The organism is Paenibacillus sp. J31P190 (genome assembly GCF_059692075.1).
In genome coordinates, this window is sequence record NZ_JCAUAS010000012.1 from 95542 (window position 1) to 120756 (window position 25215).

19 protein-coding genes are annotated in these 25215 nt (G+C 50.1%); 17 read left to right on the plus strand and 2 right to left on the minus strand.

What is annotated here, in order from left to right; genetic code table 11:
* Nucleotides 1–4: 4 nt before the first annotated feature.
* The 8 genes from AC58U0_RS21070 to AC58U0_RS21105 all read left to right on the plus strand — a co-directional run bounded on the left by AC58U0_RS21070 (nt 5) and on the right by AC58U0_RS21105 (nt 8580).
* Nucleotides 5–1681 carry a glycerol-3-phosphate dehydrogenase/oxidase gene (locus AC58U0_RS21070; RefSeq protein WP_497380938.1) on the plus strand — a complete coding sequence of 559 codons (1677 nt, stop codon included), beginning with the start codon at nt 5–7 and terminating at the stop codon, nt 1679–1681.
* 18 nt (nt 1682–1699) lie between these two features.
* Nucleotides 1700–2458 (plus strand): MgtC/SapB family protein, encoded by a 759-nt coding sequence (locus AC58U0_RS21075; protein WP_497380939.1) that lies wholly within the window; start codon nt 1700–1702, stop codon nt 2456–2458.
* A gap of 266 nt (nt 2459–2724) precedes the next feature.
* A complete protein-coding gene (locus tag AC58U0_RS21080) occupies nt 2725–4038 on the plus strand; it encodes an ABC transporter substrate-binding protein (RefSeq protein WP_497380940.1) in 1314 nt (437 codons plus the stop codon).
* 18 nt (nt 4039–4056) lie between these two features.
* Nucleotides 4057–4989 carry a carbohydrate ABC transporter permease gene (locus AC58U0_RS21085; RefSeq protein WP_497380942.1) on the plus strand — a complete coding sequence of 311 codons (933 nt, stop codon included), beginning with the start codon at nt 4057–4059 and terminating at the stop codon, nt 4987–4989.
* 13 nt (nt 4990–5002) lie between these two features.
* Nucleotides 5003–5833, plus strand: coding sequence for a carbohydrate ABC transporter permease (locus AC58U0_RS21090; protein WP_497380943.1), 831 nt, complete (start codon nt 5003–5005; stop codon nt 5831–5833).
* Nucleotides 5834–5852: 19 nt separating this feature from the next.
* Complete coding sequence (locus tag AC58U0_RS21095) at nt 5853–6608, plus strand: glycerophosphodiester phosphodiesterase (protein ID WP_497380944.1); 756 nt, start codon at nt 5853–5855, stop codon at nt 6606–6608.
* A complete protein-coding gene (locus AC58U0_RS21100; protein ID WP_497380945.1) occupies nt 6605–7753 on the plus strand; it encodes a hypothetical protein in 1149 nt (382 codons plus the stop codon). Before AC58U0_RS21095 ends, AC58U0_RS21100 begins: the two co-directional genes overlap by 4 nt.
* 95 nt (nt 7754–7848) lie before the next feature.
* Nucleotides 7849–8580 (plus strand): glycerophosphodiester phosphodiesterase, encoded by a 732-nt coding sequence (locus AC58U0_RS21105; protein ID WP_497380946.1) that lies wholly within the window; start codon nt 7849–7851, stop codon nt 8578–8580.
* A 103-nt stretch (nt 8581–8683) separates the two neighbouring features.
* Here AC58U0_RS21105 and AC58U0_RS21110 read toward each other — a convergent pair whose 3' ends face one another.
* Nucleotides 8684–9673: a helveticin J family class III bacteriocin gene (locus AC58U0_RS21110; RefSeq protein ID WP_497380947.1), complete on the minus strand. Its 990-nt coding sequence runs from the start codon at nt 9671–9673 to the stop codon at nt 8684–8686.
* Between the two features lie 647 nt (nt 9674–10320).
* Between AC58U0_RS21110 and AC58U0_RS21115 the strand changes: the two genes are divergently transcribed.
* Complete coding sequence (locus AC58U0_RS21115) at nt 10321–14367, plus strand: FIMAH domain-containing protein (protein WP_497380948.1); 4047 nt, start codon at nt 10321–10323, stop codon at nt 14365–14367.
* 214 nt (nt 14368–14581) lie between these two features.
* Here the strand turns inward: AC58U0_RS21115 and AC58U0_RS21120 are convergent, their stop codons facing one another.
* On the minus strand, nt 14582–15754 hold the full coding sequence (locus tag AC58U0_RS21120) for an ROK family transcriptional regulator (protein ID WP_497380949.1): 1173 nt from the start codon (nt 15752–15754) through the stop codon (nt 14582–14584).
* Between the two features lie 312 nt (nt 15755–16066).
* Here AC58U0_RS21120 and AC58U0_RS21125 point away from each other — a divergent pair, with 312 nt between their 5' ends.
* The 8 genes from AC58U0_RS21125 to AC58U0_RS21160 all read left to right on the plus strand — a co-directional run bounded on the left by AC58U0_RS21125 (nt 16067) and on the right by AC58U0_RS21160 (nt 25109).
* Nucleotides 16067–17518 carry an extracellular solute-binding protein gene (locus AC58U0_RS21125; protein WP_497380950.1) on the plus strand — a complete coding sequence of 484 codons (1452 nt, stop codon included), beginning with the start codon at nt 16067–16069 and terminating at the stop codon, nt 17516–17518.
* A 63-nt stretch (nt 17519–17581) separates the two neighbouring features.
* A complete protein-coding gene (locus AC58U0_RS21130) occupies nt 17582–18529 on the plus strand; it encodes a carbohydrate ABC transporter permease (RefSeq protein ID WP_497380951.1) in 948 nt (315 codons plus the stop codon).
* Nucleotides 18530–18555: 26 nt separating this feature from the next.
* A complete protein-coding gene (locus tag AC58U0_RS21135; protein WP_497380952.1) occupies nt 18556–19398 on the plus strand; it encodes a carbohydrate ABC transporter permease in 843 nt (280 codons plus the stop codon).
* Nucleotides 19399–19467: 69 nt separating this feature from the next.
* Nucleotides 19468–20448 carry a Gfo/Idh/MocA family protein gene (locus AC58U0_RS21140; RefSeq protein WP_497380954.1) on the plus strand — a complete coding sequence of 327 codons (981 nt, stop codon included), beginning with the start codon at nt 19468–19470 and terminating at the stop codon, nt 20446–20448.
* A gap of 51 nt (nt 20449–20499) precedes the next feature.
* Nucleotides 20500–21489 (plus strand): Gfo/Idh/MocA family protein, encoded by a 990-nt coding sequence (locus AC58U0_RS21145; RefSeq protein ID WP_497381020.1) that lies wholly within the window; start codon nt 20500–20502, stop codon nt 21487–21489.
* A 135-nt stretch (nt 21490–21624) separates the two neighbouring features.
* Nucleotides 21625–22734 (plus strand): SGNH/GDSL hydrolase family protein, encoded by a 1110-nt coding sequence (locus tag AC58U0_RS21150; RefSeq protein ID WP_497380955.1) that lies wholly within the window; start codon nt 21625–21627, stop codon nt 22732–22734.
* Between the two features lie 415 nt (nt 22735–23149).
* On the plus strand, nt 23150–24310 hold the full coding sequence (locus tag AC58U0_RS21155) for an ROK family protein (RefSeq protein ID WP_497380956.1): 1161 nt from the start codon (nt 23150–23152) through the stop codon (nt 24308–24310).
* A gap of 31 nt (nt 24311–24341) precedes the next feature.
* A complete protein-coding gene (locus AC58U0_RS21160; RefSeq protein WP_057304883.1) occupies nt 24342–25109 on the plus strand; it encodes a Cof-type HAD-IIB family hydrolase in 768 nt (255 codons plus the stop codon).
* Nucleotides 25110–25215: the final 106 nt, after the last annotated feature.

The following is a 25215-nucleotide window of genomic DNA, read 5'->3' on the forward strand; positions in this document are numbered from 1 at the left end:
ATACATGAGACCTACATTTTCAGCAGCTAACAGGCCGATTATTTTAGAGACAATGTCGCAGAGCGAGCTAGATATATTGGTTATCGGAGGTGGGGTCACAGGTGCAGGTATCGCGCTCGATGCAAGTTCGCGCGGTATGAATGTCGGCTTGTTGGAGAAGAACGATTTCGGTTCCGGCACAAGCAGTCGTTCTACGAAGCTTATTCACGGCGGATTGCGGTATTTGAAGCAGGGAGATGTCAAGCTTGTGCAGGAGGTTGGACGGGAACGGGCAATTTTGTACAAAAATGCGCCGCATCTTGTCATTCCCGCACCGATGCTTCTTCCTGTATATAAAGGCGGGACATACGGTTACCTTGCCTCGTCGATTGGTCTATACATCTATGATTGGCTGGCAGGAGTCGCCCGCAAGGAGCGGAGAAAAATGTTTGACCGTAGGCAAACAGCCCAGCTCGAGCCGCTGCTGAAGCAGGATGGCTTGAAGGGAGGCGGGCTATATTTCGAGTACCGTACGGATGACGCCCGGCTAACGATTGACATTATGAAGACTGCTTACGCGCAAGGCGCCAGCATCGTGAACTATGCCGAGGTGACGGAGTTTATTTACCGTGACGGTAAAGCGGTGGGTGTTCGTGTACACGATCGCATCAACGGTACGTATACGCAAATTAATGCCAAACATATTGTCAATGCAACCGGCCCGTGGGTCGATAAGGTGCGAGATATCGACGGTTCCTTGAAAGGGAAACGCTTGTTCTTAACTAAGGGTGTCCATCTCGTTGTTGATTACGAGCGCTTTCCGGTAAAACAGGCTGCCTACTTCGATACACCGGATGGCCGCATGGTGTTCGTCATTCCACGCGGCAAGGTGACCTATATCGGCACAACAGATACCGTCTATTCGCAATCCATTGAGAGCCCAAGAACGACGATAGAGGATCGCGACTATATTATTCGTGCGGTGAATTTTATGTTCCCTAGCATTGGGCTTACAACAGATGACATCCGTTCCCATTGGGCTGGGCTTAGACCGCTCATTTACGAAGAAGGCAAAGGCCCTTCCGAGCTGTCTAGAAAGGATGAGATTTTTGTTTCCGACAGCAAGCTGATTACCATAGCCGGCGGCAAGCTGACAGGTTTCCGCAAAATGTCCGAGAAAGTCGTCGATCTTGTCGCCAGCGAGCTGCATAACACCACTGGACGAAGCTACCCGGCCTGCCGTACGGATAAGATTACGGTAAGCGGTGGAGAAGTTCACCTGAGCGGTGCGAGCTATGCGGATTGGAAGAAAGAAATGGTGAGATTGGGAGCCGCACAAGGCGTAAATCAAATGGTCATGCAAGATTGGATTGATACATTCGGTTCGAATGCGCTTCGCATTATGGACCGACTACCGGCTTTGAAACAGCAAAACATTCCTATAGAATTGCATTGGCTGTATGCAGAGTTGATGTACTGCATGGAAGAAGAAATGACTGTCGACGTGTCCGATTTCTTGAGACTGCATACAGGTTGGACCTATTTCCAATTGAGTAAGGCGGAGAAATATGCTGAGGACGTATTTCAAATACTTTGCAATCACCTGTCTTACGACGGGGCTCAGAAGGAAAAACAGCTCAACATGATGGAAGCGCTATTCGCTTCTATTAACGATCTCCCGGTAAATGATCATGCTATCTAAAGAAGGGGGTGATAAGAGATGAGCAGTGTATGGCATATTACTGATCTAGAGCTTACCATACGAATTCTACTGGCTGCCGGGTTAGGGGGACTCGTAGGCTTGGAGCGGGAATGGAGCAACCATGCGGCTGGTTTACGCACACACATTCTCGTCTGTATCGGATCGACAGCAATTATGCTGCTGTCGATATATGGCTTCTCCGATTTCGTTAACGAGCCGCAAGTGCGGGTAGACCCGGCACGACTGGCGGCTCAGGTCATTAGCGGCATCGGGTTTCTGGGAGCCGGTACCATCATGCGGACCGGCTTGACTGTGTCCGGTCTGACGACTGCCGCTTCCGTTTGGGTGGTGGCGGCGATCGGTCTGTGCGTCGGCGCGGGCTTTTTGTATTGTGCGGTGCTTGCAACCGTTATGGTATTACTTAGTTTGGTTGTACTTAACAAATGGGAAAAATATTTAATGCGCAATCGGCGAACGATGGAGGTAGTGATAAAAATCGTCGATAAGCCCGGCGTGCTTGGCAACATTGCAACCAAATTCGGCGAGAACGGCATTCATATCGTGAACGTCCAGATGAAGCCTGATGGCATGACCGAAGTGGACGGTGTATTGGAGGCGGTCGTGGAGCTGCGTTTCAGTTTGAAGGCAAGCCAAGGGGAGACGCTAATAAAGGCGTTGGATACGATCTCTACATCAGCGCATATTTTGTCTACGGAGTCGAAAACCTTTAGCATGGTATCAGGTTCCCGGAAGTCAAGCAGGCATGCGGTAGGATAAATTGCACAAATCGTTGAACTTCTTGTATATGATGTTAATAAATGCTGAAATATACTGTTGTATTGACTATAACGTAATTATGTGAAATACTAGTAACAGTGAAAACGCTTTAATTCGTTCATAACGATTGGGTCGGAGATCATTGAGACAGCCCAAGAGACGAACGGACCGTGTGGTAATTGCGCGGCTCCTTTGTTTCTTGTGTCTCAATGCTCTCCTTTTTTCATCTCCAAAAGTAATACCAAAAATGGAAAGGGGATTTTACAATGAAATTAACAAAATGGTTTCCCTTGTTTGCGGCATCTTCTCTTATGTTAACAACAGCGGTTGGCTGCTCGAACGGTGGGGAGCAAACACCGGCGGAAGCGTCAATTGCACCGGTGGTGGAAGACAACTCGCCGATTACGATTCAATATTGGCATTCTCATGCTGAAGTGCAAATGCCCGCAGTCAATTACATGATTGGCGAGTTCCAGAAAAAGTATCCGAACATCACGGTCGAACCGGTGTTCCAAGGTGCATACGTCGATCTGCATAAGAAGCTGCAGGCGGCTGTTGCGGCTAAAGAAGTTCCTGCCGTCACCAATGTGGAAGTTTCAGTGTTACCTAACTTTGCTGACAGTGGTGTGTTTGCAGATTTAAGCGGTTACATATCCCGCGATAAAGTAGATATGAACGATTTTTCCAAAGGGATGTTGCAAGCGTATTCTTATAACAATAAGCAATATGGCTTCCCGTTAATCGTCAGCACAAGCGTTATGATTTACAACAAAACGATGCTCGATAAGCTGAATGTTAAACCGCCGCAAACATGGGCTGAAATTGAAGATTTCAATAAAAAGGTTGCGGTTAAGGAAGGCGGGAAAACGAGTCGTTACGCATTCTCCGTACCAGGCTGGGATACATGGTACATGGATCCGTGGGTATCTAACGGCGGTGGTGCGATACTGAGTCCAGATCATAAGAAAACGCTGCTTGACCAGCCTGAAGGTCTGAAGTGGATTCAAAACTTCGAAAAATGGACTAAAGAAGGCTCTATGCATATGGGGTACGGCAAAGGTGCTTCGGACACCATGCGCCAAATGTTCTTAGAAGAAAAAGTAGCGATGGTTGAGCATACTTCAGCTGTCTTGAAAACCTACCTGCAAAATGCGAAATTTGAAGTAGGCGTTTCATTCCTGCCTGGCGACAAAGAACGCAAATCGCACATCGGTGGAGCAGGCATTGTTTTGATGGATGGAGCTCCCGCTAAACAGAAGGAAGCTGGCTGGAAGTTCGTCAAGTTCATGACTGCAGCTGAGAACAATATCAAGTGGGCGGAAGGCACAGGTTACTTGCCAACTCACAAGTCCGTTCTGGCGACAGAAGAAGGCAAGAAGTACTTTGAGAAGCTGCCGCAGTACAAAGCGGTGTTCGATAATTTCGACAATGTTGTAGGCCGTCCGCAGCACCCGACTTATCCGGAATTCAGCAAGAAGTACATGGAAGTGGTCGGTAAAATGCTTCTTGAAAATGGGGATCCAGTACCGCTTATGAAAGACGCTGTGAAAGAAATCAATGCGATTTTGAACGAAAGCTAGAAAGAAAGGGGAGTCGCCATGAAAGCGACGGAAAGCCAGCCGGTCCGTGTACAGCAAGCGACCAAACGGTCTAATACCCGTTGGTTAGAATACTTGAAAGACTTTTCGTTTGCAGTGCCCGCATTGGTGATATTGACTCTGTTTATCTATTATCCTCTGCTAAATTCGTTATACCTTAGCTTTACAAACTGGAATATGACGAAGCCGGTGAAGAAATTCATCGGTTTCGACAACTACGTCTATTTGCTGACTAGTGACACGTTCTATAAAGTGCTCAAAGTGACTTTTACGTACACCATATTTGACGTTTTGCTTACACTCGGACTCGGGCTGTTACTTGCTCTTTTGTTTAACTCGGTTTCGAAGTTTTTCGGCTTTATGCGGGCGATCATCTTCATGCCGCATTACATCTCGATGGTTATCGTGTCGATGATCTTCCTGTGGATTTTCAACGGTCGATATGGATTGGTGAACGAATTGCTGAATTGGGTGGGGTTGGAGCCGATACAATGGCTGACCAATACGAAGACCGCGCTTTGGGTGCTTGTCCTTATTGGGGTTTGGAAAGGCGTCGGCTTTACGATGATTATATTCATCGCCGGACTTAGAAGTATCCCGGTCGAATATTATGAGGCTTCCGGCATCGACGGGGCGACGAAGTGGACGCAGTTTTGGAAAATTACATTGCCCCTGCTGTCTCCGACAACATTGTTCCTGGTCGTTACACACTTTATTTCATCGATGCAAGTGTTCCAATCAGTCGATGTCCTCACGAACGGAGGCCCTCTCGATTCAACGAAAGCTATGGTCTACTGGATTTATGAAATGGCGTTTTCCGAGTTTCGAACAGGCCGAGCGTCGGCTCTTGTTATCATGTTCTTCCTCATTATCGTCTTGCTGACCATGGTGCAAATGTATGTGTCCAAGAAGAAAGTCCATTACGAAGGGTAGGTGCCAGTGACATATGAAAAATCCGCTGTTTACCAGTACCCGGGTCATTGTCGCAATCGTTATTACGTTATTTATGTTTTTTCCTATTTATTGGATGCTGATTACTGCTTTGAAAACATCGAGTGAGCTGCGCATGGCTGTACCGAGCTTTTGGCCGGAAAAGCTGATGTGGGAAAACTTCGCAAGCGCTTTTAAGGTGATTCCTTTCTATCGTTTTACCGTAAATACGGTTATCCAGACTATCGGTATCGTATTTCTGCAAATTAACATCGGCATCATGGCTGCGTACGCTTTCTCCAAAGGTACGTTCCCAGGCAGAGATGCCCTGTTCGTTCTTGTACTGGCCGCACTGATTGTTCCAGAGCAGGTCGTGTTCGTACCTATTTACGTGATGCTGTCAAAAATAGGTTGGATTAATACGTACTACGCATTGATCATTCCACACGCGGCTTCAGCATACGGCATTTTTCTGTTGCGCCAAATGTTCCGATCGATTAATAACGATGTGATTGAGGCAGCTAAAGTGGATGGAGCGAGTCGTTTGCAGGTGCTTTATCGCATACTGACCCCAATGGCGATGCCGACGGTAGCTACCTTGACCGTCATCAGCTTTATTCACAGCTGGAATGCTTACTTCTGGCCGCTCGTTATGACCAACACGAATAAAATGCGCGTGCTGACTGTCGGTATTTCCATGATGCGGGATTCAATTGCCGGCGACGAGGCGCTTAATTTTCATCTGTTGATGTCTGCGAGTATCTTGGTTATTTTACCTATCGTTATCATGTTTGTGTTCGCACAGAAATATATTGTTGCCGCCATGGCGAACTCAACATTTAAGTAAGAGAGGAGCTTCGTGCATCATGACAAAACAACCATTGTTAGTCATCGCGCATCGCGGAGCGAAAGGGGAAGCGCCGGAAAATACGCTGGCGGCTTTCCTTCTCGGACTTGAGCAAGGTTGCGACGCGATTGAATTAGACATACATTTATCCAAAGATGGAGAAATTGTCGTTATTCATGACGACACAATGAATCGGACGACGGACATAAGCGGTAAAGTGAACGAATTGACGCTCGCGGAGCTGAAGCAAGCTGATGCAGGTCGATGGTTTCATGAGAAGTATGCGGGTGAGCGTGTGCCGCTGCTGGAAGAAGTATTCGATCTCGTACCGGCGAATGTCATGATTAATGTGGAAATCAAATATTCCTATGGGCGTAAATTAGAGCCTGCTTTGGTGGAGCTCATGAGACGCAAGAATCGCATTCAAAATGTCGTTGTTTCTTCATTCGACCATAAATGTTTGTTGTTTTTGAAGCTTCTTGAGCCGGAAATCAAGATCGGTCTTCTATATGATTTTACCCCAGGGCAGCATAACCAATTAGCGGCAGGCTTAGGGACGCCGGTATACTCGCTGCATCCCAAGCATACTCGAATCGTCGCTGAAGATGTGCGTGAAGCGGTTGCACATGGTCTTCACGTATTTGCTTACACGGTCAATGACGAAGAAAATATGGTGAAGTTGATTGATTATGGTGTCTCGGGAATTATTACGGACTATCCAGGCAAGCTGAGGACTTTGTTATCGCATACGGCTAGTGCGGGGGCAAGACGATGAAACGAACGGCATGGATTGTTCTCATTGCAGGATTAGCGGCGCTATCCGGCTGCCAACAGGGGGCTTCATCGGTTTCGACCACGCCGTCATCAGTGTCGACGAAACCGGCCGCTGAAGCCGGAGCTGCCAGCGGGGCGGTGAATAAGTCTGGCAACAGCCAGGCTGCAGAGACACCCACCGTTATTACACAAGAAGAAGCGGGTATTAAAATCCGTGTCGACATGCCGGAGATCAAAACCTTTTTGCAAAAAGCAAAGCAAGGTCCCATCGTCCCTGCATTAAAACAAAATGCCATCCCACAAGGCATAGCCTACTTGGAAGACCTTAAATGGATCCTGGTTTCGTACTACAGAGAAGATGGCAAGCCGAGCTTGCTAACGGTAATAGAAGCCGATACCGGGAAAATGGTTAAGGCGCTTGAGCTTCATAAAAGCGATGGCACTCCTTACAAGGGGCATGCAGGGGGGATCACGGCAAGTCGGAAGCATATCTGGATTTCTTCGGAAGAAGATGTGAACTTTTTCAATACGGAAGATATCCAAAAAGCGGATAATGGTAAGCTTACTTTCAAAGGTTCAGTGAAAAACGATACGCGTGCCTCATTTACTACTTATGCGGACGGCGTCTTATGGATCGGCGAGTTTGCTCAAGGCACTGACTACCCGACGGATAAGTCACACTACATGACGAATCGCGATGATAAAGAACACAGAGCATGGGCGGTCGGCTATAAGCTGGATGCAGAGGCAGACCTGCCTGTGGCAAAGGAGCAGGGGGCGACACCTGCTATTCCAGACTATATTATGTCGCTGCCGGGCAGCATTCAAGGCATGCTTGTTACAAAGGACGGCATATGGCTCAGTCAATCATCCGGTCGCAATAATGCAAGTACACTGCACCGTTTCGTCAATAGTATGACTGTAGACAAACCGCATACCACTGTGTCGGTTCGGGGCAAAGATGTTCCCGTCTGGTTCTTGGATAGCAAAAGCTTGAAAAGTAAAATGGAAGCACCCCCCATGTCCGAAGGGTTGTTCGAAACGAATGGACAGCTGTATATCCTATTTGAGTCTGGGGCAGCCAAGTACAAAACTTCTTCCAGCTACGCGCTGGACAGGATTCAAATTCTGCCGCTTCAGGAGTAAGACCTGGGTGACAAGCTGTGAACAATTCATGTATGATAATGGAAGTTCGATGATTTAATTCAACTTCATTATCTAACTGAGGAGGATGAGCTGCAATGATTCTAGGCCTGGCCCATAGAGGATATCCTAGGAAGGTTCCTGAGAATACGCTTGCATCTTTTCAAGCAGCTTTAGACTTATCGTATAGTCATTTGGAGTTGGATGTACAGTTAACCAAAGACGGCATACCTGTCGTTATTCATGATACGACGGTCAACAGGACGACAAACGGCAAGGGCAGAGTGGTGGATTTCATGTTCGACGAGCTGCGGAAATTGGACGCCGGAAGCAGTCAACTGATCCCGACGCTCGAGGAAGTGCTGCAGTTGGCCAAGGGAAAGGCCAAGGTGGACATAGAACTGAAGCAGAGCGGCAATCTGTATCCGGGACTGGAACAGAAAGTACTTGATGTGGTGCGGTATTGTGGTGTCCTTGATCAAGTATTCGTGACATCATTCGATCATTATTCGATCGTCCGGATGCGCGAATTATCTCGCGAGATCGAGCTTGGGCTAGTCCTTTACGGAGCAACGCCTTCTGTCTTTCCGCTTGCCAAGCAAATTGACGCCCGTTACGTTTCAGTTAAATATATTTATTTAACTGACGAATTTGTTCAACGCTGTGATGAGCAAGGCATTCAATTGATAGCGTGGACGATTGACGATGAGCAAGAGATGCGCGATATACGCTCCCGATACCCGCACATTTGGGTTTGCACGAATGAACTGGAGCGGTGGAAGCAGTGCATGGAGCCGTTCAGATCGATAGAAAATCAATTAAAAATATAGTTGTTACCGGTAATATTGAGTGAAAATGACAAAAAGACGAACCGTTATCTGCGGATAGCAGTTCGTCTTTTTGTTATACGATTCTAAATTTTGAGTTCGTTATTTAAAATATGCTATCAGGAACGTAATAAATTTTCTGCGTATTTTGTTTATTTACTGGGTCTGTAACTATATTAAAATAAACGTTACCGTTTTTTGTTTGTACTCCCTCGATTTCATGGGTTCCCACATTTGTAATATTCACAAGGGCTTTATATGCTCCTGTGTTGTTCATCATAGCAATCTGCGGAGTTTGACCTTCCGCGCCGCCTGACGTATATATTTCCGTATTATCGAGCATATCAACACCCTGGAAAGATCCATTCGGTCTGACTATAGCACTTCCCGACTGCGTAAAGCTGGTAACACAGGCGCTTACCGCCGCCGCACTGTCCATTCGAACCTGTTCAGTGCTGTCAAGAAGCTGGTTCAATGCTACCGTGTCATAAATTGACCAAGTTACAGTTCCTTCTGCAGTTTGTATGCGGAAAATAGTATGGGTACTGTTGCCGCCGCTATCAACACGGTAGGTCGTACCTAAACTTGTACCAGTCTCATTGGCGTAATTCATATAGGTGAACCGATGAAGATCCGTATAATCATATGTCGCGCCGGCCGAGTATTGAAGTCTTGCTACCTGGAGCGACCAGTAATACGATGTTGAAGGATCCGCTTTCGAGCTGAAATAAAAGTAATTAATACCATTGTATGTGTACATATCCAGCGTTTGGCAATGACCCGCATTGGTGACGGTCATTTCATCAACGTATGTTGCGTCACTTCCGTTTATGAGTAATCTTGAAAGATAGCATGTTCCCCCAGACCGCTGAGTTACGTAAAGATACGTTGAAGCGATGTAAGTTTTCTGAACAGCCATGTTGTGATTAAGTCCTTTGAGATTGTATGCGAGTGTTGCTGAAGCATTTACAGTTTTAGCAGGAGTTGCCGCAAATACGGGTAAAACAAACATTCCCGAAATAAGAATTGAGAGAACAATTGAAGTGAGTAGTTTTAATTGCCTTTTAGTAAGGCTCAATGCTTGAACTTGAAACATACTGATACCTCCTTTGTTGTGCAATCCTTTACATCTTGATCCAATGCTCCGTGCTACTTGGCCGTAAGCCTCAAGCGGCACCTCCTCCTTGTCGGATGAGCCCGGTCAACAAATAAAAACCCCAACAATAAGACAGGCTCGCAGGCGAGCGAATCAAATTGTTCGGGTTTTCTCATGGACTCCAACCGTCACATTTATTCATATAAACGGTAAAAAGTAAGCGCTTTCAATCGATTACATGTTCATGCTAACAGTTTGTTTCAAGAAAGTCAAGCGATATTTGGCAGCCGACTTTGCCAAGCTGATTAGGTTGAAGCAATAGAGCGAATATAAAACCGAGAGTGGGACGTTTTGACGCATGATATGATTTGTTGGTTAATTATTTGCGTTCTCGGTTGGCGGCTCGATCTAAGCCTGCTCCTCATAATACCAGGGAGGCAAATTTGCGGGTTCGTCCCATAATATAATCCATCTCCATATCTCAAAAAAACCTTTACAAAAACAAAGAGGAAACGTGGCCTTGATGGCGAATGATATCTACCAGCAATTAATAAATCTAATAGATTTATTAATTGACTACTCGAATAGAGCTATTTCCTGTACTTCGAAATCATTGTGTAAATTGAAACCAAGGAGATGACTAACAAGTGAAAAAGAAAACGTTAACACGCTGCTTCACCTGCCTGCTGGTCACACAGCTTGTCGCCGGTTCTCTGCTGCCGCTTAGCAGACCTGCAGCTGCAGAAAGCGCAGCCGCCATCGAAGCGGCATCCGGCATTCCCCGCATGCTTATTACTGAAATTGTCCCCGACTCAGGTGGAGACGATGCGCTGGGAGAGGATCCCTTCGAGTACCTAGAGGTTTATAACAACAGTGACCAGTCGATTGACTTCAAAGACTACTCTATTTTATACAGGTACCCGGGAGAGCCCGGCAAAGATTTGTTCTGGCGGCCTTACACCGATGAACAGATTATCATCCAGCCTAAGCAGACCATGGTTTTCTGGGCGGTTACGCCATCAGGGGAGCCCAAGAAGGTGGCTGACTTTAATCAGCATTTTCAAACCTCGCTCGTTGAAAATAAAGACATAGTCCGGATTCCCGGGGGTCTTAACAACCTGAGGGAAAGAACCATCGTGGTGGCGACTAATACGGGAACAGACATTGTACGCGCAAGCTATAATCCGGGTGTGATCGATACGGCGGCGGATCTGAGTGTCGAGTACGGTGTTCCGGACGACGGCAGTCTCGATATGAAGAAACTAAGCTCCAAGACGGTGCCTGCCTCCCCGGGAACCTTCAACTCGGCTAACGTACCCGCGGAGCCTGTCCGTACTGTAAACGACCCTGTCCCGCCGTCGGTAAAAGATCTTACGGATCTCTCCGGCATTGACCTGATCAAACCGATTGGGCTGATGGCCGAAGCGGCAGATGATCGTTTGCTTGCGTCCGTTAATCTATATTATAAATCCAACAAGACGACGAATTATAAAATGGTAACCTTGCCGCGCGGCGCCGATGGACGCTTCCGCTATTCATTGGAGATGATGGAATGGTTCGGGAGCCCAACGCTCGACTACTATTTCCAAGCGTCCGATACCTTCAACGAAACGTCTACGGCTCCGAGAACGCTCAGCCTGGCGGGGAATGAGATAAGCCCTGCGCTGAACGTTCGTGAAGGCGATATTCTGTCAGGTGAGCGGGTTCTGATCGGTTCGTCTGCCACCGAAGGGTCCATGTCGCTGTCGATCGACGGCCAGCCGGTCAGTCCAACGGAACATGCTCTCGAGAAAACGGCTTATTTCGTATTTGAAGCGGACGACATAGACAAAGGGCAGAACGTGACCACCATGGGCACTGAGACGCTCCACTTGATTCCGTTCAGCACTCAGGACTACAAAACTATGGTAGTACCGGTACGGCCCGATTTGTTCAAGTACGGTCAAGCGAATCCGATTGCCCTGCGTGCGGGTTCAGTAACCAGGTCTTATTATGAGAATCAGCCGGAGCCCGGCTTGGATGATTTCAATATCCGCAATGTCCGGCTTGTTTTGGCGGACGGTACGGTCATCCGCGACCCGAAATATGCGAATCCGGCAACCATACTCGACATGGGAGATAACGGACGCTTCCTTCCGGTAGTGTACTTCAATTTCACGATTCCCGAGCGCTATTGGGACGGGATCTCTTACCGATGGAATACCGCATCAGCCGTTGATGGACCTCATCGGGTCGAAGTGTCGCTGCCTGACGGCAGCAAGGACACAGCGAGCGTGATGGTAGACAATCAGGGTCCGGAAGTAACTACGAGTATTACGGAAGGCAGTACTTACAAAGGGGCTTTTGATATACAAGCTTCCGCATCGGATGCGGCTTCCTCTGTCAAATCTTTCGAGGTGAAACTGGATGGCAGGCTCATTGAGGTTCCGTATTCCACCTCCTCTGCGGCTCTCACTCCGGGGGAGCATAATCTTGTGCTTAAGGCTGTAGACGCCGGGGGCAAATCGACGGAGAAAACGATCAAGTTTACAACTCCTGCAGAGCTTCCGGGTAAGCCGCTCCTAGCGGCGCCGGCGGACGGTGAACAGGATACGGACACGAACGTGAGCCTGCAGGTATCGGTTTCCGATCCCACCGGCGACCCGCTGAACGTGAAGTTCTTTAAAGGGCAAAAGATCACCGCCGCGGATGCGGGAGTGATTGCTTATAAGCATGCGGCTGATGTGGAGCCCCCTCTGACCTTGACGAGTCCGGGAGAAATGCAGCTGACTGCCGAAGAACAAACAGCGGCCGGTGCCTCCGATGACCGTTACGTCACTTCGGACTCGACTGAACAGTTTCCTTATCAGCGCTTTGAAGTAGAGGTGGGGGCGGAAACAGACGCTGGCGACCGTCTCGAGCTCAGCTGGGAAGGGCATTCGCTCAAGGGCCGTAAAATAAGTTTGTATGCGTGGAATTATATTACCGTGAAATGGGACTCCCTGGCGTCCACGGTGGCGGATTCGGAGGAAGATTTTACCCTCTCTGCAGCGGTGGACGGCGGTAATTATGCAAGAAGCGGTAAAGTCCAAGTCCTGATTCAGGACGAGATTCCACGCCGTGAGCAGTACGATTTTACCATTGCCTCTATACCGGACACACAGATATACGCGGAAGTTCAGCCGGAGTATTTTGAATCCCAAGTCAATTTCCTGCGCGATGCCAAAGAATTGATGAATATTCAATATGTGATGCAAGTGGGGGACATTGTAAACTCTGCAGGCATCAAAGGACAGTGGGAACGTGTGGATAAGTTCATGAAGGTGGTGGAAGATGCACAAATTCCTTGGGGCGTAGCTGCGGGCAACCATGACGTATTCGACGGAGGAGCGACGTCAGTGCCGGATTACTCGGAATTCTCGAAGTATTTCGGAGAGAATCGCTTTAAGGATAAGCCTTACTACGGAGAGTCGTACAAAGATAACAAAGGTCACTATGATCTGATCTCGGCGAGCGGCAACGATTTTATTTTCGTCTATATGGGCTGGGGCTTTAATGATGAGGACATGGGATGGATGAACAACGTTCTGAAGCAGTATCCGGACCGTAAAGCTGTCATTGTGGTTCATGAATATTTGCAAAATAACGCAGCGAGATCTGCAACCGGCAATCAGATGTACCAAAAGGTGGTAGTGCCGAATCCTAACGTATGGATGGTCATGAGCGGTCATTTCACCGGAAGTGCGCTGCGTACCGACCAGCTTGACGATAACAAGGACGGACAGCCGGATCGCAAAGTATATCAGATTCTTAACGATTACCAGGGCATTCCGAATGGTGGAAATGGATATTTGAAGCTTCTGCATTTTGATACGAAGACGGATACCGTCTATGTGAATACGTATTCGCCGTATTTGGACGATTACAATTATTACGATCCGACCAAGGACGAATTTAAGCTTTCGCTGGACCTGAAGCCAATGCTAAAAAGAGTGGCAACCGACGCGATGACGGTAAAAGTGTACGCGAACGACGCGATCGGATCGGCGCAAGCGGCCAGCGGTTCCACAGCCATGGTCAACTGGAACGGCCTGAAAGGCAGCACGAATTACGAATGGTACGCACTGGCGGAGGACAGCTTCGGCGGAAGGACTTACTCGGATATTTGGTCTTTCCGCACCCGGCTTACCGTAGAAGCCCCGCAAGGTGTAATGGCGGCAAACGTGACTGCGGGTTCGGCGCAGTTGAGCTGGTCCCCGGTAACAGCATCCGACGGAAGCAGCGTGACCTACCAGGTGTACGACAGTCGTGGGGCCGTATCTACGGTAACCGGAACGGTGTACAATTTGACGGGACTAGAGCCGGACACGGTGTATACGTTCCAGGTAAAGACCGTACACTCTTCGGGAGCGGAATCTATGCTCAGCGATTCGGTAAGTTTTAAGACAACGATCGACTTGCCTGCTCTGCAGAACGGCTTGCAGCGCTTTATTGCCTCCGGCAAGGTTACCCATCCGTTGGCCAAACAGCTGGAAAATGCGCTAAGCCAGGCTGACAAACATATGCAGATGGGACAGCGGGATCAGGCAGCGAAGAAGATCGAGGACTTTATGAAGCACCTCTCTAATATAGCACATCAAGAATTGGCGGCAGCGGACGCCCGGCAGTGGCTGAATGATAAAGCTGAGGCCCTGCTTCGCGTCTGGGTCAGATAACCAGCCTGTAAGGCGCAAAGCAACAAAAACCCCTGGAATGCTTCCAGGGGTTTTTTGTTGCTTTCTTAAAGTTTGGAGCAACCGCGAGAAAAGCCTCATTTCGGTCTTATGTGAGAGCTCCATTCAGCACAGTGTAATCTGGGGACCCGCGCAGGTGCTGTGCCAGATTACGCGCAGCTCGCTAGGCAGTCCATTTCGGCCAAATGGCCGCGGTTTACAGCGACAAGCTGTCGAGCGGGATCTTGAACACGCTCTGCAGGACAAGCCCGACGGCCAGCGCAGTCTCGTCTTCCACGTCGGTGAGATGGAGAAATTCCACGTTCCGGCACGTTTGAGGCACTTGGGCCATCACTCGCGCTTTAAGCTCGTCGACGAACGAGTCCCCCCACACCGGCAGCATGAACCCGGTGAGCAAAACCCGGTCCGGGTTGAGCAGGGTGACGATATTGGCAGCGGTATAAACGATCGCCGACTTCACCATCTCGCAAAGCTGAACGGTTTCGGGGTCTCCGGCGCGGATAGCTTCGCTGAACTGCTCCACACTCCTGCCGAGCGTCCGCAGCAATCCCCTTGAGGATGCCAGAGTGGTGAGACATCCTCTGCCGCCGCAGTAGCACTCATAATCGTAGGGCGGCATAAACGCCTTATAATGGCCTACCTCGCCTGCTACGAAGGAGGAGCCGGTGATCAGCATCTTCTCTACGACGATGGCGCCCCCGATGCCGCTGCCCAATTTAAGCGTCACATTGCTTTTGGAAGAGATCAGACTTCCGCCCATATTCTCGTTGAGCGCAAGCAAGTTGGTGTCATTCTCCAGAAAGACGGGAAGCCCGTACTCATCCTCGAGCAGCTTCGCCAGCGGTATCCGCTTCCAGCCGAGCCCCGGCGAGCGAAGCAGAATGCCCTCGGAGGAGTCAACGAGTCCATGGACGCTGAAGCCGATTCCCTTCAGGCTGGTAGGGTCAGGGGTCTGGCCCATGAGTTTGTCGATTACGCTGCGGATCACCCGGAGCAAGTCCTCTTCGGTCTCGTAACGGTCTGCCTTCACTTCGGTTTCCGCCAAGCGGACGTGCTGAAAATTGTATACCGCTCCCCGTGCCGATGTGCCTGACAATTCAATGCCGATCGCACTGAATCGGGAACCGTTAAGCAGCAGGGGAACGCGCTTACGGCCGCTGCCGCTCTCAAGGGATTGCGGTTCGCCTTCGACGATCACTTGATCCTCGAGAAGCCGGTTGACGATGTTGGTGACGGTTTGCTGACTAAGTCCGGTTTTTCCAGCTAGCTCTACACGGGAGATCGGACATTCCGAATAGATCAGATGCAGCACCTTCTGCTGATTAATGGATTTAAGCAGCGTGTGGCTTGCATGTTTCAATGTGGACATAAGTCGACCTCTTCCTTGAACTGAACACGTTTATTCTCTTAGTAGAAATTAGTTTACCACGCGGGTCATTACTGGGTAAAGGCAGGGATTTTTGTCGAAAGATATCTATTGTATCTAAAAGAAAAAACAGGTAATATAATAATAAATAAAATTGATTTATTAATTGAGTGTAAATTGTAAGCGTGTTCATACCATGTGAATCAGCGATTTTTAACAGATCTCTTACATAACGATAATCATCGCCAAACAATTTCACTGTATCCTTAAACTTAATAAATCAATTTTTTTTATAAATTAGAAGGGGGTTTCAGTATGAGAAACAAATTTGGAAAGCTTACGGCTTTTAGCCTGGCTGTTGCCATGTCGGGTTCGCTGCTTGCAGGGTGTACAGGAAAAACGGAACAACCTTCCGCAAGTCAGCCTCAGAATCAGACTAAAGAGGAAGTCTACGAAAATGGGCTGCCGAAGACAGAGAAAGTGACGCTGAAGGTCGGTTTCTTCATGGGAGGCTATGGAAGGGAATGGTTCGATTATGCCGTGAAGTCCTTCCAGGCTAAATACCCGAACGTATCCTTCGACGTTACCGCATCGGCGGACATGAAGAACATGATTCAAACAAAAATTTCCGCAAGCAACGACAATGACATGTTCGACATTTTCAACACGACGCCGCCATCCGGAGCACAGGGTATCATTTCCCTGGCTGAAGCCGGTAAGCTCGAGCCTTTCGATAATATGTTCGACAAGAAGCTTCCGGACGTACCGGGGAAAGCAGTGAAGGAGCTCATGATGCCGGGCCTCGCCGAATCGTTTACCAAGGTGAACGGAAAGGTATACGAGTTTGCGACCTCAAGCTCCTACGGCGGATTATTCTACAATAAGACGTTGTTCGAGCAGAAGGGCTGGAACCAGAATCCGAAGACATGGGCCGAGTTTAACGACCTGCTTGCCAAAATTAAGGCGGACGGCCTGGCTCCGATTACTTTCCCGGGCGTTTACCCTAATTACTATGACTGGGCCTTTGGACCGGCAAAGCTGTTTGAGCTGGCCGATATCAAAGGAAACGCCGATAAGGTGATCGAAAATTATAAAACGTACAACGGTCCTCAATTTACGAGCGAGGAAAGCTTGGAACACTGGAACCGACTGTATGAGCTGGGCAAGAAGGGGTACTTCCCGGAAGGATTGCCGGCCTTAACGCATACTCAGTCCCAGATGCAGGTGATTCAAGGCCAGGCCGCGATGGTTTCCACAGGAAGCCATGTGGAGAACGAAATGAAGAAGACCACGCCGGAAGGCTTCAAGTGGGGCTTTATGGCGGTGCCGTTCAGGGATAAGGCGGAGCAGAAGCTTTGGATCCGAAGCGGAATCACTAACTTCCAATACATGTGGGCGGGTAAGCCGGATCTAAATAAGAAGTGGTCCAAGGAATTCATTCTGTGGCTGATGACGCTAGATAACCAACAGTTTGCCGCAGAAAAGGCAGGCGCTCTCCCGATGAGAAAAGATTTGATTGACGATGCGAGTAAAGTCGTTAAGCTGTCCACCTCTGCGCAGGCGATTCTAAAGTACATTAAGGATAACGATGCCCGTTCTTATAAGCCGCACAGAACCGTCAGCATCTCCGATCCGAACCTGGCCAAAGCCAATAAGATGGTGGAAGAAGCCACGGTGAAGATCGTATTAGGCAAGCAGGATCCGAAACCGATTCTCGAAGAAGCGGACGCTTTGCTCAAGAAAGCGGTAGAAGCTCAGAAGAAATAAGTTCATAGGCGGGGAGGGATTCTCTCCCCTTTACCATTTCCCTTCATAGGAGTTGACTTCCCTTTGTCCGAACCCACTGTACTGAAAGTTAAACCCACTTCCTCCGGCAGCATGGGACTGGATAAAGCGCGGACGCAGAAGTGGATTTTTCTAATCATGGCCGTCGTGCCGCCGTTCGGTGGCTATCTACTGTTTACGCTGCTTCCGAATGTTTTATCCGTTTACTATGCGTTATTGGATTGGGATGGACTAACGGATTCCAAGTATGTAGGGCTCAGCAACTTTGTTACCGCGATTCAGGACGAGTATGTATGGCGGGCGCTTAAGCACAATCTTATTTTTATGGCAACGGTACCGGCGCTTGTCGTGCTCATTTCCTTAGTGCTCGCGTATCTGGTCACATACAAGACTTATGTGGAGAATGAGTTCCTGAAAATCTTGTTTTTTTTTCCAAACGTCTTATCCATTGTTGTCGTTGCTTTATTATGGGCATTCATATATGACGGCACGTACGGCCTGCTTAACAGCGGTTTGAAGCTGCTTGGGATCGACATGAACCATTTTTATTGGCTGGGCAGCGAAGGTACGGCACTGTGGGCGCTGATTCCTCCGTGGGTTTGGGGTGGCGTCGGGCTCTATGTCATCATTTTCGTAAATGCGATGTCGGCCATTCCCAAGTCGCTGTATGAATCGGCTATTATCGAAGGCGCAGGACATATGACGCGGTTATTCAAGATTACGCTGCCGCTCATTCTGCCCGTCGTCCGGGTCAGTGCACTATTCCTCGTGATCAGCACGCTCAAGACGTTCGAGCTTATTTTGATTATGACTAACGGCGGCCCGTCCGGCTCCACGGATGTAATCGGTCTCTATATGTTCAACCTTGCTTTCGGTAAAGAGTACATCAACTACGGTTACGCTTCCGCTGTCGGTATGATTCTCTTCGTCATCTTGATCACGGCCAAACTGCTGATGGATAAGTTTCTGCCAAACCGAAGCGTAGAGTATTAGAGCCTACTTTTTAAAGCGGGGAGAAGATGAAATTGAAGGAAAAAATGACGTTAATGGACGTCCTATGGCGTCTGGTGCTGTATGTTTGGGCTTTGTCGATACTGTTTCCGCTGGTGTGGGTGTTCTATGAGTCTCTCAAATCCAATCCGGAATTTTTCAAGGACATCTGGAGCCTTCCCAAAAAGCTGCAGTGGTCCAATTACACAACAGCCTGGACGGAATATGGCTTCGGTCGTTCGCTGCTAAATACGCTTTATTATGTAGGCGGAAGCCTTGTACTCAGCTTGTTCTTTACTACGCTTAACGCTTATGCTTTGACCCGGATGGAGTTTAAGGGACGGCAGTTGATCTGGGGCCTCATTATGCTTTCCTTATTCCTGCCGGGGATTAACGCCCTGGTGCCGCAGTACGTGATCATGAGGGAGCTTCATTTGACGAACAGCTTAACGGGGTTAATCTTATTATCCTCCCTGGGAGAAAGTGTGTTCTATCTGATGCTGCTCGGAGGCTTTATGAAGTCGCTTCCCAAGGATTTGGAGGAAAGTGCGCATATGGACGGCGCTTCGATCTTCCAGGTGTTCTGGCGGGTGATCGTTCCCTTGTCTACTCCAGGGATTGTTACGGTTGCGATTTTTAAATTCCTGGGCTTCTATAACAATTTTATGGGGCCGTTCATCTATTTGAGCGATCCCAAGAAATATACGATTGCGGTGCAGATGTACCAAGCCAACAAAATGATGGAGTTTACAGCGGACTGGGTTACGTTGTTTGCAGGAGTGACGATTGCGATGGTGCCTTCGGTCATTATGTTCATGTTGTTCCAGCGGTTGATTATGCAGGGTGCCACTTTAGGTGCGGTTAAGGGTTAAATGTAGAGTCATGAACCGGTTTTACGACGTTCCGCCGGTAATTCTGTTTTGCAAAAAGGAGAATGCTGCATGAAGATTGCTGTAGTCGGCTGCGGTACAATGGGCCGTACTCATGGGGCCGAATGGATTAGAATGCCCGGTATTGAGCTTGTCGGTGTGTGTGATATGCAGGAAGAAGCCGCCCTTGCGCTTGCTGGGAAATTAGAGACAAAGGCTTATTTCAATTTCGATCAAATGGTATCGGAGGCGGGGCCGGATGTTGTAGACGTCTGCCTGCCTACTCATATGCATAAGGAATTTGTTCTCAGGACTGCCCGTCACGGGAAGCATATCATTTGCGAGAAGCCCATCGGATTGTCGCCCGAGGAAGCGGATGAAATGGCCGCTGTCAGCGAGCAGCACGGAGTACGGCTGTTTATCGGGCATGTGGTACGCTTCTTCCCAAGTTATTCCGATATTCGCCGCAAAGCTGCGGAAGGAGTCGTCGGGAAGCCAGGAGTGCTGCATACAAGACGGATGGGCGGCAATCCGGGTATTGCCAAGACTTGGTACGCCAATAGTGACATCAGCGGGGGTGTGATCCTCGACCTAATGATTCACGATATTGATTTTGCTCAAAGCATCTTCGGGAAGGCTGTATCCGTGTATGCAATGAACCGCAGGCACGAGGGTCTCGACTATGCTCTGGCTACCCTGCGTTTCGAAAATGGCGGGATTGCGCATCTCGAGGGCTATTGGGGATTTCCGGGCCCTTTTACGACGAGTGTGGAATTGGCGGGCAGCGGAGGTGTCATCCGCTTTGACAGTGAGGATGCCGTTTCGCTCAAGAAGTTCAAGGCAAATAGGGATTTATCGGATACCCCGGATGTTGCGATTCCCAAAAGCCCTTTTATGCATAATCCGTATTACCTGGAGCTGGCTCATTTCGTGGAATGCCTGCGGACCGGCGCCGAGCCGGACATAACGATCGCTGACGCCCGGAGTGCGCTGCAGACAGGCCTTGCCGCGATTGAATCTGCCGCATCAGGACGTCCGGTACGTATACAGTGATGGAGAGGAAGAGAAGCAGTGTCTGAGTTAACGAATGTTGTAAAGATAGGAATGATCAGCTTCGCCCATGGCCATGCTGCCGGTTTCTATCGCCAGCTCCGGAGGTTACCGGGAGTGAAGGTAACGGGCATAGCGGATGAGAACCGTGCCCGGGTGGAGCCGTATTTGCAGGAGGATGCCGAAATCCATTATTTTGCGGATTACCGTGAGCTGCTGAGCAGCGACTGTGATGCGGTGGTCATCTGCTCGGAGAACGTTCATCATGCCGAGCTCACGATTTCCGCAGCGGAGGCGGGAAAGCATGTGCTGTGCGAGAAACCGCTCGGCTTGAACGTGGAGGAAATGAAACAGATGGTAGCTGCCTGCGAGAAGAACGGAGTCCGGCTAATGACGGCGTTTCCCTGCCGCTTCCTCCCTGCAATTGTGCAGGCCAAGGCAGCGATCGACAGGGGCGAGATCGGTGAGGTCGTTGCAGTGAAAGGCACGAACCGGGGCACCATGCCGGGAGGCTGGTTCATTGATCCTGCGCTATCTGGCGGAGGCGCCCTACTGGACCATTCCGTACATGTCATGGATCTGCTCAACTGGATGCTGGAAAGTCCTGTAACGGAGGTTTACGCTGAAGTTGCGACCCTGTTCCATGAGATTCCGGTGGATGACGCCGGAATACTGCACGTGAAGTTCGCGAACGGAGCTTTTGCTTCGATCGATACCAGCTGGTCGCGTACGAAGTCTTTCCCTTACTGGGGCGATGTTACGATGGAGATTGTAGGAACGAACGGTCTGCTTTCCGTCAATGCCTTCGGCCAGAAGAGCGAGGTCTACAGCAACGAGAGTATGAAAGCCCAGTGGAGCTACTGGGGAGACGATATGAACCGAAGTCTGGTGCAGGCTTTCATCGATGCGATAAGAAGCAACCGGGAAGTACCGATTACCGGCATGGACGGTCTTCGGTCGGCTGCTGTCGCTTCGGCGGCTTATGAATCGGTTCGCCGGGGCGAGCCGGTTAATTTGGATGAAAATGGACGCGTGAAGGCTTAGCGGGAAGTAAGCTGGCGCAGGAATCATTTTAGCAGAAATTATTGGATTTAGTGGGTAAGCGGGTTAAGTAGGCTAGGCGGTTGAGCGATAAATGGTTAAGAATGTTGATTCATTTTGCATGGAGGTGGGCGGTTTATGGCCGAGAATAATCAACCGACAGGGAATGCCTTTCAGTTGGATAAGCATATGAAAGTGGAAACTGGCGGAGTTGTCGGGAAAGAGTGGCACAGTCCCCTAGAGAGTCCGTTTCGCGTTTCCGGCCTTGCCTGGTGGGACTTGGAGCACCAGTACCGCCGCCTTCCGGTGAAGCCGAACGTGGAGATCCCGCCCGCAGTGGATGACCTGGCTAACTGTACTGCGGGCGGACAGATCCGCTTTCAGACGGACTCGCCGTCGGTGGCGGTTCGGATGCGATTGAAAGCCAAAACCGGCATGTATCATATGCCGGCTACGGGTGAAGGCGGAGTCGATGCTTACATAGGCGAAGCCGGTGCCCTGCTGTATGCCGGGACGGCAAGGTTTCTGCCGTCGCAGCAGGAGTACGAGAGCGAACTGTTTGCAGGAGAGAGCGTCGGACTGCGCCAGTTCACCCTGAATCTCCCCCTGTATCAAGGGGTAGAGGCAGTCTGGATCGGTTTGGAGCCGGGTGCGCGGATTCTTCCCCCTAAGGCTTATGAATCGGAAAAGCGGATTGTCCTGTACGGCACCTCCATCGGGCAGGGAGGCTGCGCTTCCCGCCCGGGAATGGCGTACACGAATATTCTTAGCCGAAGGATCAATTACGAATTTATAAATCTCGGCTTCTCTGGCAACGGCAAAGGCGAGCCCGAGCTAGCCCGCCTCATTTCTCAGATCGAGGACCCAGCGCTGCTCGTCCTTGATTATGAAGGCAACTCTGGCAGCACCGAGAAATACCGGCAGACGCTGCCGGAGTTTATCCGCATTCTGCGGGAAGCTCGCCCGGAGGCACCGATACTCGTCATATCGCGGGTCCCATACGGGCTGGAGCCGCTGAAGCCCGAGCTGCTGCACAGTCGGCTGGAACGACTGACGTTCCAGCGGGAGCATGTTAAACAGCTGCAGGAACAGGGAGACCGCCGTCTGTTCTTCTTCGACGGCTCAACACTGCTCGGTGCAGATCCGGCTGAAGCGACCGTGGACGGTGTCCACCCGACGGACATGGGCTTCCTGCGCATGGCCAACGGTCTGGAGCCGGTGCTGCGGCGAATCCTGGCGGATTCATAGTAGGGTTGCACCATCGATACTAAGTCAGGTGCTCCATGCGGTAATGCCCCTGACGGAGTGGGCAAAAGATCGTTAAGACATAAAATCCGGCTTAGTGACCAAGTAAAACGTTGCATGCGGGCTCCATTATCGAGGAACATGGCAGCCCCAAATCACGAAGCTTCTTTGCCAAGAGGTTTATACGTTCGCCATTCGTACGGCAGGTATCTAGCTGCAGGAGCTGGGGCTCCGTTCGTACGTATCAGACAACGAGGATATTTTCTCAAACTAGCGTTTTCCCTCCTATGCAGAAAGGGTTTCATTTTATCATAATACTTAATATATCAATTTGATTTAAAATGTTTTTTCGCCAAATGGTTGGTCTCTTAAATTGTGTATACACCCCGGAACGTCAAAAGGAGTGGTGAAAAAGCGAATGACTAGAGTAACCAGCCAGCAACTGCTCAAATCGATTAATCAGCAGAAGGTGCTGCACCTGGTCTTTGCCGAAGGACCGATATCCCGTGTGGAGTTGGCCGACAAAACGGGGCTGACTCAGCAAACCGTGACCAATATCGTCAACCGGCTGCTGCTGGAGGATATCGTAATCGAGGGTACGCCCGGCGCAAGCAGCGGAGGCCGCAAGCCGGTTCCGCTGACGATCAATGTCGCCAACATGTTCGCCATCGGCATCGAACTCGCGGGGAAATATGTCCAGGGGGCCCTGCACAATTTTCACTACGATCTTGTCGGCGAAGCCAGACGCCCGGTAGATCGGTACGTGAACGAAGACCATATTATCGCGACCGTGTGCGAGGTTATCGATGAGCTCCTTCAGCTAGCTCCGGAACGAAGCCGGATCAAAGGGATCGGCCTGAGTATTCAGGGGCTGGTGGTTTCCAAGCAGGGAATCGCACTGCGACTGCCTGGTTTTGGGTGGGGACGGTTTCCTTTGCAGGAGCGGCTGGAGAATAGGTACGATATGCCCTTCTATCTGGAGAACGACGTTAATTTATTAGCGATCAATGAAAACATGAATGGCAGCCTTAGAGGCTCGTCGGACAATATAACGCTGAAATTCGATTACGGCATAGGCGGCGCGATCGTAGCCGATAATCAGTTGGTGACCGGCTCCAATTTCGTAGCTGGGGAATTTGGGCATTACAAGGCATTCACGGGTGCCAACGTTTACCGCTGCCACTGCGGGGGAATGGGCTGCCTGACTACGCTTGCATCTACAAGCGGACTGGCAATGAATGCCGGATTGACGCTGGATGAGTTCGCTGAAGGCGTTCGTACCGGCGAGCCGCGGATGGCAGAACTATACGAAACCGTTGTGACGGCGCTCTGCTTGGCCGTAAGCAACGTGGTGACGTTTCTAAATCCCGACCAGGTGCTGATGACGGGCAAGCTGCTTGAGTCGTTTGGCGATTTGCTAATCCAGGTCATGGACGAGCGGATTATGGCTAACGTGCCGGAAACGTGTCGTGGGGTGCGGCTCAATTACATGCGGCAGAAACCGAACGAAGCGGCTCTGGCCGCGGGTTTGGTGTTGAAGCGCGTATTTGAGGTACCTGTTGATAGCCTGTCGCTGTAATCGGAAGGAGTGCATGGAGGAGAACGAGGAAATGTCGCATTATAAATTGCTAGCTTTGGATATGGACGGCACGCTGCTTACTGACGATAAGCAGGTGACGGAAGAAACGAAGAAGTGGCTGCGTAAGGCAGTGGACCATGGGGTAACTGTCATGTTTTCCACGGGCCGGGGTGTGCAGACGGCCAGCCATTTTTGGGAGGAGCTGGAGCTCGATTCCCCGATGGTCCTGTTGAACGGTGCGGAGATCTGGGAAGGGCCAGGCCGATTGATGGCCCGCACCCATTTGCCCCGCGAAACGGTTCGTCGGTTGCATGAGCTGGCTCTCCGCGAGGATGCGCATTTCTGGGGCTATTCCGTGGAGAGCTTGTCCAGCAGGCGCAATTGGAGCGAAGAGCTGTTTGAAACCGACTGGATGAAGTTCGGCATGAAGCATGACGATTTGGCGGTAGTTGCGCGCATCCGTGAGGAGCTGCTCGGCTGGGGCGGGCTGGAGATTACTGCTTCCGCACCAGTCAATGTGGAGATCTCCGTCCAGGGGATCACCAAGGAAAGCGGCGTGCGGGAGGTTTGCCGTCTGCTCGGCATCGACATGACGCAGGTCTTGGCGGTTGGAGACAGCGATAACGACGTGCTGATGCTGCAGGCGGCGGGGCTCGGCGTAGCGATGGGCAACGCCGAGGAGCACGTCAAGGCGATCGCCGATGCCGTCACCTCCTCCAACAATGAGGATGGTGTCGCCAAGGCGGTGCAAAAATTTATTTTCGGCTTGGACGTAGCCGAGTGTCGGTCGATTGTATAAGGATCGGCACCGCCGGGGGCTGGTGTCGGCTTAAAGGCAAGGCGAAAACAAAGCCATAAGCCGTAAAAACCGGCTTGAGGTGGTAGGCCAAATGGCAAGTAATTTA